The organism is Paraflavitalea sp. (assembly GCF_059502485.1).
Genome location: NZ_JCACET010000010.1, coordinates 2258916 through 2271420, shown reverse-complemented (window position 1 = coordinate 2271420; position 12505 = coordinate 2258916). Strand labels below are relative to the sequence as shown.

Below are 12505 nucleotides of genomic sequence, written 5' to 3'. Positions count from 1 at the left end.
ACATGTTCAGAAGAAAATTACTATACAGCTTATGCATACTATGCCTGCCAGTATTGGCAGCTGCGCAGGGCATGAAGCGTGTATCACTCAACGATACCTGGACCTTTGCGCTCGACCCGGTGAAAGTAGGAGAGGTCGACAAGTGGTACACACCCGACTTTGCCAGCGGAGGATTCGATAAAGTACAGGTGCCACACAGCTATACGGTCGACAAGCGCTATTTCTTCTATACAGGTACAGCCTGGTACTTTAAAAAATTCCAGGCAGCTGCCGTGCCAGCCGGTTACCGCGCTTTCCTGCACTTCGATGCCGTGTTCTACAAAACGGCTGTATGGCTCAATGGTAAAAAGACAGGTACCCATGAAGGAGGCTACACCCCTTTTGAAATAGATGTAACCACCACATTACAGAAAAACAATACACTGGCGATCTCCGTCAACAACGAGTGGGACACAACCACGATTCCCGGTGCCAAGACAGCCGACTCAACGTTGCGCCCCAACGCCACACAGCTTTACCCCTGGATAAACTACGGCGGCATTACACGACCTGTCTACCTTGTTATACGTCCGGAGGTATACATATCCAAAGCACACATCATCACCAATCCCGATCAACCCAAAGGAGATTCCCGCATCCTTGTTAAAACATTTATTAATAACCTGGCGACGCAGAACGCCAATGTGCCGCTAACCGTCAATGTTTATTTTGGCGGACAGAAAGTCAACGCTAAGTTCAAATCAATAACCACCGCTGTGGCTGCCAACAGCAGTACACCTGTTGTGCTGGAAGGTGTGCTGCCTGCGGCAGCCGTAAAACGTTGGTACCCCGATGAACCCAACCTGTACACTGCTGAGGTGATCGCAGCCAGCGATACATTCACTACAACATTTGGTATTCGAACGATCACAGTAAGAGGAACACAACTGTTGCTGAATGGCGAACCCATTAAGATGGGAGGCTGCAACCGGCCACTGGATTATCCGGGCTATGGTTCTCTTGATCCGGATAGCATTCTGGATAAAGACCTTACATTGATCAAAAACGGTAACCTGGAGTTTTCCCGCCTGAGCCACTACCCGGTATCGGAAAACCTCCTCAACTGGGCCGATAAAAATGGACTACTCATCATTGCCGAAGCAGGCAACTGGCAGCTGACACCGAAGCAAATGGCCGACCCCCTCATGCGGGCCAAGTACCAGGCGCAAGCCACCGAAATGATGGAGCGCGATTGGAATCACCCCAGCATTATTGCCTATAGCCTCGGCAATGAATTTCAATCCCAAACCCCCGAAGGGCAAGCGTGGGTTCGGGACATGAGTGTATTTGTAAAAACAATAGATACTACCCGTCTCATCACATTTGCCAGCTTCAACGTTTGGCGCGATTATGTAAACAAACCAACAGATGAAGCCTCCCAATACGTGGATTTCATCAGCACCAATATCTATGGTAACCATTTAAAAAACCTGCAGAAGATTCACAGCGTATATCCCGACAAGCCCATTTACATCAGTGAGTTTGGCATACGCCTTACTGCTACCAACAAAGAAGAGAACAGGCTCGATTACTTTAAGAAAGCCATAGAAGCATTCAGACAATGCGATTACCTGGTAGGCGCTTCCGTATGGACATTGAACGATTACATGAGCCGTTACCCCGGCACCGATGCAGATGGTTACAGAGCTTGGGGCCTCATAACACCAGATCGTTCACTAAGGAATACATATACCTACCTGCAGGAAGAATTTGCACCGGCCACCCTGGAAGTGATAAAAAAAGAAGCAGGTAAGATCATGATAGCAGTGACAGCCCGTAATAACTTCCCGGCTTACACGCTGCGTAATTACAAGGTGAAATACGGAGACACAGAAATCAAATTGAAGACACTGAAACCCGGCGAAAAGCAGGAAGTAGAGATACCGGTATCGGCAGAGGGAGTGAAGATATCATTGATCAAGCCAGGAGGCTTTATAGCAGTAAATAAAACATTCAAATAACCTTATCATTCAATATTAATCCGGCAAATGATGAAATTGGACAACAACAGTAGTAGCAAGCGCTCTTTTGTAAACAGAAAAATAGATGCAGATCTGATCGTAACAGGCGGAGGTCTTTCCGGCGTATGCTGTGCCATCACAGCCGCCCGGCAAGGTTGTAAAGTTGTATTGGTACAGGACAGGCCGGTATTAGGAGGCAACTCCAGCAGTGAAGTGCGGTTGTGGATTTTGGGCGCCACTTCACATATGGGTAACAACAACCGTTGGGCCCGCGAAGGAGGAGTGGTAGATGAGATACTGGTAGAGAATACCTATCGCAACCCCGAAGGCAATCCCGTAATATTTGATACGATCTTACTGGATAAAGTAGTAAGCGAACCCAACATCAAACTGTTATTGAATACAGCCGTATATGAAGTAGAAAAGAAAGACGAATCTACCATCAGCTCCGTAAAAGCATTTTGCAGCCAGAACCAAACCGAATATGAATTACACGCACCCTTATTCTGTGATGCTTCAGGTGACGGAGTGGTTGGCTTCCTCGCTGGCGCAGCCTTCCGTATGGGTGCAGAAAGCAAAGAAGAGTTTGGAGAACTGTTTGCCCCCTCTGCAGAATATGGTGAACTGCTGGGCCACACTTTATATTTCTACAGCAAAGACACGGGCAAGCCGGTTAAATATACACCACCTTCCTTTGCATTGACAGATATTAAACAAATACCTCGCTTCAAAACATTCAATGCAAAAGACTTTGGTTGCAAACTGTGGTGGATTGAATACGGTGGCCGCCTCGATACGGTGCACGACACAGAACAGATCAAATGGGAACTATGGAAAGTAATATATGGGGTCTGGAACTACATAAAGAATTCTGGCAACTTCCCCGAAGCGGAAAACCTCACGCTGGAGTGGGTGGGTACAATACCCGGAAAGCGTGAGAGCCGCCGCTTTGAAGGAGACTACATGATGATACAGCAGGACATTGTAGAGCAGCGGCTGCATCATGATGCCGTCGCATTCGGCGGCTGGTCTATTGACCTCCATCCGGCCGATGGTGTGTTTAGTGAAAAGCCGGGTTGCAACCAGTGGCACAGCAAAGGCATTTACCAGATACCTTACCGAAGCCTGTACAGTAAAAACATCAACAACCTCTTTTTGGGCGGCCGTTTGATCAGTGCTTCACACGTAGCATTCGGTTCCACCAGAGTGATGGCCACTGCGGCCTATGCTTCACAGGCGGTAGGTATGGCGACAGCCATATGCCGTGAAAGAAATATTCTACCTGCTGCCATCATCAGCAATCAATACATTACCCACCTGCAACAACGCCTGCTGAAAAGCGGGCAATACATACCGGAGCTGTCTTTAAATGATCAGGAAGACCTGGTACAGTCCGCCACCATTACAGCCTCCAGCGAACTGGTAATTAAAGAACTGCCGGAAAGTAACTTCCTGAAGCCATTGCAACTGTCAGTAGCGCAGATGATACCATTACAAAAAGGGAAAGTAGAGCCATTTGTTTTTCATGCACAGTCCGATATCAACACCACCCTGCAGGTAGAGTTGCGCATCAGCAGCAAACCCGCCAATCACACACCAGATGTCACGGTGGCTACAAAAGTGCTGGACATTCACCCCGGTAGAAATTGTATGCAACTGAACTTTGATGCGGTGCTGGATGATGCCGCCTATGCCTTCATCACCTTCATGAAAAATCCGGACGTACAACTTCATTTCACCACAAAACGGGTAACAGGTATCTTGTCGGTGTTCAACAGCGTAAACAAAGCCGTATCCAACTATGGCAAACAAACACCGCCTGAAGATATTGGTATGGATGCATTCGAGTTTTGGTGCCCGCAGCGTCGCCCCGAAGGACATAACATTGCATTTAAGTATGCTGCCGGTCTGAACCTCTTTAATGCAGAGAACATTCGCAACGGTATCGATAGACCTACTAATCAACCCAACGCCTGGGTGGCCGACTGGAATGATGTACAACCACAATTAACGCTCAACTGGAATACGCCACAGGAGATCAGCCAGATCGACCTGTTCTTTGATGCGGATTACGACCATCCGATGGAATCAGTATTGATGCATCATCCGGAAACCGTAATGCCATTCTGTGTACAGAAATACCGGGTGAAAGACGAAGCAGGTAATATCCTGGCGGAGAAAAAAGACAACTACCAAACACATAATCGCATACAATTCGGGCAACCCATAACCGCGAAAAAGCTAATTATCGAGGTCGAACATCCTTCTACAGAGGTGCCGGCTGCCGTGTTTGCAGTGCGTTGCTATAAATAGAGCAGGGGAGAAACCTGGTAGAAAAAGCAGCATTTTTCCCTGCTTTTTTGGTTGTAAAAAGGTCAGTTAGTGACAGTTAAAGCAGGTAATAAGATCATTATGGATTGATTTACAATCGCATACTGATGCCGTTTAGCGGTTTACGCAATATTTAATCCCAAACAGTAGGAGATTCCTTGATTTTGGGATATTTTGTTGCAAATCCAAAGACCGTGAAAACACCCATTATTACCTGCTTGCTGTGGCTGATAATGTATTCTGTATCAGCACAACCAAGCGCCCGCACAACTTCCGACTCTGCTGCCGGGCTAAAGCAGCAAAAAGACAACATTATTAACGCGAACACCATTCTCAAGATCGAGAACCTGGGTATTAACATCAATTCCGATTTACCGGAGTTGCGCCCTACGATCTCTGCCGATGGCGATCTGCTATTCTTTATTTGCGAAAACCATCCGGCCAATACGAAGTACAATTCGATCCCCAACTCACAGGACATCTGGTATTCCGAAAGAGACAGTACGGGTAAATGGAGCGAAGCCCGCCACCTGAAAGACCCGCTGAATACTACACACTACAACGCAGTCTACTGGATATCTCCAGATAAGAACCGCATATTGATACGCGGTGCATTTAACAATGGAGGCTATCATGGAAAGGGAGTAAGTATGAGCTATCGAAAGGCAAACGGACGTTGGAGCGATCCGCAAATGCTATATATAAAAAATTATGAGAAGTATGATCGGGGATTACTTTCAGGCGCTTCCATGACACATGATGCGCAGGCCTTGTTGCTATACATGACACCGGTCAAAGGCAGCAGCCTGAATGACCTGTACGTGTGTTTCCGGCAACAGGATGGCTCCTGGTCGGAGCCCAAAACGCTGGGCAAGCAGATCAGTCTGCCTGAATATGATGAAATGACGCCCTACATGGCAGCAGACGGCGAAACGATGTACTTCAGCAGTAACCGCCCCGGCGGACTTGGTGATAACGATATATGGATGACGAAGCGGTTGGATAAAAGCTGGCAGAAATGGAGCGAGCCGAGGAACCTGGGCGCGCCTATCAATACTACCGGTTGGGATGCCTTCTTTACGCTTGATGCCGGAGGAGAATATGCATACCTCACTACGAACCTGAACACTTATGGAGAGAGTGATATAGTACGTGTGAAACTGATGGAGAAAGAGAAACCCAATCCTGTGATATTGGTAAGCGGCAACGTATACAACCAAAAGACGAAACAACCGTTGAGCGCTTCTTTGATATACGAAACACTGCCCGATGGTGTGCAGGCAGGTAATGGAGTAAGCAGTCCTGAAGACGGAGCCTTCAAGATCGTACTGCCTTATGATAAGAATTACAGCATTCATGCAACAGCCGATAAATTCTTTGCCGTATCCGAAAACCTGAACCTCGACTCTATGGTGAAGGCAGGATATAAAGAGATACACAAAGACCTGTACCTGGTGCCCATTGAGATAGGTCAGGTGGTGCGACTCAACAATGTATTCTTCGATTTTGATAAATGGGACCTTCGTCCGGAGTCATTCATAGAGCTTGACCGGGTAGTCACCATGCTGAAAGAAAACCCGACGATTGAGATAGAAATGAGCGCCCATACCGATAGCTATGGTACCGACGAGTACAACGTGAAGCTGAGTGACAACCGTGCTAAATCCGTACGGGAATACATCCTTTCCAAAGGCATCCCGGAAACCCGTATTATATCGAAAGGTTATGGAGAAACCAAGCCTGTAGCCCCCAACGATACCGACGAAAACAGGCAATTGAACCGCCGTGTGGAGTTTACTATACTAAAGAATTGATTATAAGTATTTAAAGTAATATCGGCCTTGTGCCATCCATGTGTGAACCATGTACAAAGTGCGCTTTAACCTGCATGGTTCACACATGGATGGCACATCTTTTAGGCAGGACTGCTATGTCCAAATTGCCCCTAAGCAACCGCTTTCCGGTTATATTTATTGCGGTATTGCACCGGCGATAGCCCGGTAAGTTTCTTGAAAGTAGTACGGAAAGCCTTGGTATCGGAATACCCAACTTTGTACATTACTTCATTCACATTCTCGCGCGAAGATTCCAGGCTCAGCTTGGCTGCCTCGATCTTCACCCGCTGTATATATTCCACAACAGTATTGGAAGTCGCTTTCTTGAACCGCCGCTCCAAGTTCCGGCGTCCCATGGCAAACATACCCGCCAACTGTTCGACAGTAATCTTATCCTGGAAATTCTTTTCAATAAACAATTGCGCCTGCTTGATAGGCTCATCTTCATGCTCCTTCTGCCCGTTGAACATGATGAAAGGCGATTGACTGCCACGGTCGATCTCGATGCCAAATACTTTTGAGCAAAGAATGGCAACATCACGGCCCGCATATTTTTCAATGATATACAATACGAGGTTGAGATAAGAATAAGCCCCGCCGCTCGAATAAATACCTTGCTCATCTGTGATGATCTTGTCAACCACCAGGTCAACGTCGGGGAACAAACGCCTGAACTCGTTGGCGCTGAGCCAATGCGTAGCACACTTCTTACCCTTCAATAAACCAGTAGAGGCTAACAGGAAAGCACCAAGGCAAAGACTGGCTATTTCAGCACCCTTCCTGTATTGCTGCATGATCCATGGAATGAAAGCCTGGTTGATCTGTATAGCTTCCTCCAGGTTGCCAGCTACAGCAGGTATGATAATAAGATCTGTTTTAAAGTCATCCTGAATGGTAAGTTCGGGATGTACAGTAAACAACCCTTTATTCAGTTTCATAGAAGGAGCGAGACCTACCAGCTGTACTTCGAACAGAGGATCACGACCCATACTGGCAAGAATGCCATTCACTTCAGTAAACAGCTTGTGAGGCCCTTCAACGGCCCCCATCATGGCGCCTTCCGGCACAAGGATAGATAAGTGTTTCATACAATAAAAGTAAGAAGATACATTGTCGCGATCAACCCCTTATAAAGCCGTATTTACACCCCTTGAATATGATTGGATACAGGTAAGTTTGTGATCCCCCCGATCCGTCCTGACAAAAAAAGTATAGCAATGAATAACACCACCCAACAAGAAACAGTGGCGGGAGCGCCTGCGCCGCCCAAAGCCACCCGTAAAGATTGGTGGGGATTGACTGTAATAGCCCTTCCCTGCGTATTGTATTCCATGGACCTCACGGTACTGAACCTGGCAGTGCCACAACTGAGTGCGAGTCTCAAACCTTCCAGCACACAACTATTGTGGATCATGGATATCTATGGCTTCCTCGTGGCCGGGTTTCTCATTACCATGGGCACATTAGGCGATCGTATCGGACGGCGTAAACTCTTGATGATCGGAGCCGCCTTTTTTGGTGTAGCATCCATACTGGCAGCATTTGCCAGTACGGCCGGCATGCTCATCGCAGCACGTGCTATCCTCGGCATTGCAGGCGCTACACTGGCGCCTTCCACATTGTCCCTCATCCGCAACATGTTCCTCGATCCACAACAGCGTACCATGGCCATTGGTGTATGGGCAGCCAGCTATTCTGCTGGAGGTGCTATTGGCCCGTTGGTGGGTGGAGCAATGCTGGAACATTTCTGGTGGGGTTCCGTATTTCTGCTGGCCATACCTGTTATGATATTGCTGCTCGTACTTGGCCCTATCTTGTTACCAGAGTTTAAAGATCCCAAAGCCGGTAAGCTCGATTTGTTCAGTGCCGTGCTGTCGCTGATAGCCGTACTGTCCATTATATATGGCCTCAAACAAATAGCTTCCGAAGGATTTGGATGGTTGCCATTAGCCTTCATCATTGCAGGTATTGTCATTGGAATATTGTTCCTGAAAAGGCAAGGCAAACTGGCCGATCCACTCATTGAGATACGCTTATTTAAGATACCTGCATTCAGCGCTTCCCTGGCGATCTATGGCGTCGGATGCTTTGTGATGTTTGGTTCCTTCTTCTTCACCTTTCAATACCTGCAGTTGGTACTTGGCTTGTCGCCTATTAAGGCAGGCCTTTGGTCATTGCCTTCTTTTGCGGGCTTCATGGCCGGCGCGATGCTGGGGCCGATGTTGCTGCGTTATTTTACACCGGGCAGGTTCATCGCCTGTGCGCTGGTGTTGGCGGCAGTTGGTTTTATACTACTTACGCAGGTTACGCCCGATACAGGTATTGGCCTGGTCATCGCTGCACTGCTGTGTACTTCACTTGGCTTTGCTCCAGTAGTGACCATGGCTACCGACCTCATCATTGGCGCTGCACCACCCGAAAGAGCAGGAGCAGCGGGAGCCATCTCAGAAACAAGCGCCGAGTTTGGCGGAGCGCTGGGAATGGCCATCCTTGGAAGCGTAGGCACAGCCGTATACCGAAGCAGGATGGAAAATACAGTACCGGCACAGGTTCCGGCGGAAGTTGCTGAGTCAGCCAAACAAACACTGGGCAGCGCCGTCAATGAAGCAGCTCAATTGCCGGGCACTTCCGGACAAGCCTTGCTGAGCGCTGCACACGATGCCTTTGTAGGCGGGTTACAAATAGCCGCTGCCAGCAGTGTTGCCATTATTGCAATCCTTGTTCTCATTGCCTTCTTCAAACTCCGCAGCGTTCAACCCGCTGCACATTAATGAAGGCTACTGCAAACTCAACGGCGCCACATTATCAATAAACGGCTGAATGATCGCCCACAACTTTTGCGTTTCCATCATCAACGTTACATGCGATGTCGCAGGTACGATGGCAAGGCGGGAGGGAGGAACACCGGTCATATCGGCAAACACACTGCCACCCACCAGCTTATACGATTTGAAGATATGCTCCTTATCAACCCCATCATTATCACCATTGATGATGAGCACAGGCTTCTTGATATTCCTGATCTTCTCCTCACCGAGATCAAAATCCTTTTTGTCAAACTCGATGAACTTGGTCAGGAAGGCGCGCCAGTTGCCGGGTTTGGGGCTTGTCCTTTCATATTCAGTCTTCAGCGGAGTGGCATCCAGGAACTCGGGGCTCATGGTTTTCAATATGTCCAGCACTTCTTGTTGCCAGCCTTTGTATTTGTACACACTGGAAATAATGATGAGCTTGTTGACCATCTTAGGATAGTCGATGGCGAACTGATAAGCGACGGTACCGCCCAAGCTATAGCCCAATACATCGGCACTGTCGATCTTCAGGTGTTTTAATACACCGGCCACATCATCGGCCAGCGCTTTATAAGAAGGCGCCCGGTCGATATCGGCAGTATGACCATGCCCCTGCATTTCTACTGCAATAACCTTATGCGATTTAGAAAGCTCAGGCATCAGTTGACTCCAGTTCAGGCCAATGGTCATATAGCTGCCATGCAGCAATATGATGGGCTTTCCTTCACCGTACACTTCATAATACATTTTGAGACCATTCACAGGCGCATAACCTGTTGATTTGGGTGTGCTTTGCGCATGGACAGCAACAGTAGAAATAAACAGGCTTGTCAGCAACAAGAGCAGCTGTTGGATAAGAGAGATGATTTTCATTTGATGGTTTTTTGTTTTCATGACTATACTGTAGTATTTGACAATGCAAACATAGAATCCTTCCTGCGCACCGATCGTGTGCGATTACGACAACTTAGCGGTGGTTTTACGACCAGCTTTTCACCCTATAAAGCCAATAACCGGGTATAAAGCGTTAAAAAATGCTAAGCCTAACCACCCTAATAATGATAATTTTATCCCAGCCAAAGCGTCACTCTTATGCATAAAATATTGTTCTCCCTGTTATTAGTAGCCCTTTTGAACAACTCGTCCGTTACGGCACAAACAGTTACCCGCTTTCAACCCACTAAGGAACAACTGATACAGCGTTACCTGCGCGCAGCACGGATAGACGATGCCACCAAAAATTCCGTATTCAAAAGCACTGTTGCCGTATCCTGGTTGGCAGGCGGTAAAACAGGTTGGTACAGGAACCTCTTAAAAGACAGCGTACAGGAGTATATTTATGTAGATGCAGTGAAAGCGAAAAAGCAGCCATTGTTCAATCGCCAACGGTTGGCTGAAGGGTTGAAACAAATAGGCATCACCATCGATTCCCTGCGCCCTTCTGTTACGGCGGTGGAAATACCGGTAGGAAAACAACCACTGCTGCGCTTCACAGTACAGGGACAACGCATTGAATGCAACACCAGCACCTATGCCTGTACCAAAATAGCAGCGTCGGCGCCGGTAGCGGAAGGTGGTCGCGGCCGCTTCCGGGGCGGTGGCGGTTTTAATAACCCCTTTCCCAATGGCGCCACATCACCCGACAAACAATGGGAGGCATACCTTGAAAAAGGAAACCTTTTTGTAAAACCGGTAGCAGGAGGCACACCCATACAATTTACTACAGATGGCACTCCCGATAAATCCTATGGGTCAGTATACTGGAGCCCCGATAGCAAATACCTTATGGGCTATCACATCAACCTCGTTAGAGATTCATCAGTATATTATATCCTCACGTCGCTGTCAGGCACCATGCGCGGACAGCTGCGTTCTCAATCATATAAGCAACCCGGCGATCCCTGGACAAAATACACGCCCTTCCTCTTCAACCTGGAACAGCGCAAAGCCATTAAGGTCGATGCAGATCCGGTTGATTTCCTCAATGCGCCACAACCACATTGGCGCACGGGTGATGCCCGCTATTTCACGTATGAGAAAATGGACCGCGGTCACCAACGATTCCGTGTGATAGAAGTAGATGCTACCAACGCTTCCATCCGCAACGTAGTAGACGAACAAACAAAGACCTTCATCTACAACACCCGCAACTATACCAATTACCTCGCTGCCACCAATCAACTGGTGCGCACTTCAGAAAAAGACGGCTGGAACCATATCTACCTGATTGATCTCGTTACTGGCAAAGAGCAGCCCGTTACTACCGGCAACTGGGTGGTGCGTGGTGTAGACAGCATTGATGCTACTAAAAAAGAAATATGGTTCCGCGCCAGCGGCATGAACGCAGGTGAAGACCCTTATAACATACATTATTATCGTATTGGCTTCGATGGAAAGAACCTGAAGTCATTGACACCTGCTAAAGGTCATCACGCAATGGTGCTCTCCGATGATAAAGCTTATTACGTAGACACTTATTCAGAAGTGAACATAGCGCCGAAAACGGTACTGTACCGCACGGCCGATACCAAAGAGATCATGTTATTGGAAGACGCTGACCTGTCTTTGTATAAATTGGCTGGCGTAAATCCGCCGGAGGTGTTTGTTGCAAAAGCAAGAGATGGCGTTACCGATATCTGGGGCATCGTGAGCAAACCTTCTGATTACGACCCCACTAAAAAGTATCCGGTATTGGAAAATATCTATGCCGGACCCCATGACGCTTTCGTACCTAAAAACTTCGTACCCTACAGCGAAATGCAAAGCCTGGCCGAACTGGGCTTTATCGTAGTCATGATCGACGGCATGGGCACAGCCAACCGCTCCAAAGCCTTTCATGATGTGTGCTGGAAGAACGTGGCCGATGCTGGCCTGCCCGACAGGATATTATGGATAAAAGCACTGGCCCAAAAATACCCTTGGGTAGATGCCGAAAGAGTAGGCATCTACGGCACCTCCGCAGGGGGGCAAAGCTCTACCGGCGCCCTGCTCTTCCATCCGGAGTTTTATAAAGCGGCCGTATCGGCCTGCGGTTGCCACGACAACCGCGTAGATAAACAGTGGTGGAATGAACAATGGATGGGATTCCCCGTAGGCAAACATTATGATGAACAATCAAATGTGACCAACGCCCACAAATTGCAAGGCCATTTATGCCTCATTGTAGGCGAAGCCGACACCAACGTGCCACCCGAATCTACTTATCGTGTAGCAGACGCATTAATAAAATCAGGCAAGTCCTTCGACCTGCTTTCCATTCCGGGCATGGGCCACAGTGACGGAGGCGTATACGGCAGGATGAAAAAACGTGACTTCTTTATCAAACACCTGATGGGTGTTGACCCACCCGATCGCAATGCTGGTGAAGTACCCGCTTTTGCTGAAGTGGGCAGAGAAAGATGGAGCTTTCAGTAATATGTTGTAGTAATGATGTAGTGCTAAACCCCATAATTGAACCCTTAAAAACCTTTTGAAGTAGTATTGACGTAGTCTATTTTTGTTGTACTGGAGTCCACCCTTTTAATTTTACCCCCTCCGGATTACCGGA

General features: G+C 48.0%; 7 protein-coding genes. 5 read left to right on the top strand and 2 right to left on the bottom strand.

Annotation, left to right across the window (positions count from 1 at the left end):
- The first annotated feature begins 2 nt into the window (after window positions 1-2).
- From AC5JBY_RS26325 to AC5JBY_RS26315, 3 genes are all read left to right on the top strand, one after another.
- Entirely contained in the window at window positions 3-2000 is a 1998-nt protein-coding gene (locus AC5JBY_RS26325) for a glycoside hydrolase family 2 protein (protein WP_495907655.1), read from the top strand.
- Window positions 2001-2027: 27 nt separating this feature from the next.
- Window positions 2028-4313, top strand: a complete 2286-nt coding sequence (locus AC5JBY_RS26320; protein WP_495907654.1) for an FAD-dependent oxidoreductase — start codon at window positions 2028-2030, stop codon at window positions 4311-4313.
- Between the two features lie 212 nt (window positions 4314-4525).
- Complete coding sequence (locus AC5JBY_RS26315; protein WP_495907653.1) at window positions 4526-6145, top strand: OmpA family protein; 1620 nt, start codon at window positions 4526-4528, stop codon at window positions 6143-6145.
- Window positions 6146-6276: 131 nt separating this feature from the next.
- On the opposite strand, the gene AC5JBY_RS26310 is transcribed toward AC5JBY_RS26315, so the two are convergent.
- Complete coding sequence (locus AC5JBY_RS26310) at window positions 6277-7254, bottom strand: GlxA family transcriptional regulator (protein WP_495907652.1); 978 nt, start codon at window positions 7252-7254, stop codon at window positions 6277-6279.
- A 129-nt stretch (window positions 7255-7383) separates the two neighbouring features.
- On the opposite strand from AC5JBY_RS26310, the gene AC5JBY_RS26305 reads away from it, so the two are divergent.
- Window positions 7384-8937, top strand: coding sequence for an MFS transporter (locus AC5JBY_RS26305; protein WP_495907651.1), 1554 nt, complete (start codon window positions 7384-7386; stop codon window positions 8935-8937).
- A gap of 6 nt (window positions 8938-8943) precedes the next feature.
- Here the strand turns inward: AC5JBY_RS26305 and AC5JBY_RS26300 are convergent, their stop codons facing one another.
- Window positions 8944-9831 carry an alpha/beta fold hydrolase gene (locus AC5JBY_RS26300; protein WP_495907650.1) on the bottom strand — a complete coding sequence of 296 codons (888 nt, stop codon included), beginning with the start codon at window positions 9829-9831 and terminating at the stop codon, window positions 8944-8946.
- Between the two features lie 219 nt (window positions 9832-10050).
- Between AC5JBY_RS26300 and AC5JBY_RS26295 the strand changes: the two genes are divergently transcribed.
- Window positions 10051-12372, top strand: a complete 2322-nt coding sequence (locus AC5JBY_RS26295; RefSeq protein ID WP_495907649.1) for a S9 family peptidase — start codon at window positions 10051-10053, stop codon at window positions 12370-12372.
- The last annotated feature ends 133 nt before the right edge of the window (window positions 12373-12505 follow it).

Bases quoted from the DNA above. Each gene is read 5' to 3' on its own strand.
- AC5JBY_RS26325 (WP_495907655.1), top strand. From the start codon at position 3: ATGTTCAGAAGAAAATTACTATACAGCTTATGCATACTATGCCTGCCA.
- AC5JBY_RS26320 (WP_495907654.1), top strand. From the start codon at position 2,028: ATGATGAAATTGGACAACAACAGTAGTAGCAAGCGCTCTTTTGTAAAC.
- AC5JBY_RS26305 (WP_495907651.1), top strand. From the start codon at position 7,384: ATGAATAACACCACCCAACAAGAAACAGTGGCGGGAGCGCCTGCGCCG.
- AC5JBY_RS26310 (WP_495907652.1), bottom strand. From the start codon at position 7,254: ATGAAACACTTATCTATCCTTGTGCCGGAAGGCGCCATGATGGGGGCC.
- AC5JBY_RS26295 (WP_495907649.1), top strand. From the start codon at position 10,051: ATGCATAAAATATTGTTCTCCCTGTTATTAGTAGCCCTTTTGAACAAC.
- AC5JBY_RS26300 (WP_495907650.1), bottom strand. From the start codon at position 9,831: ATGAAAATCATCTCTCTTATCCAACAGCTGCTCTTGTTGCTGACAAGC.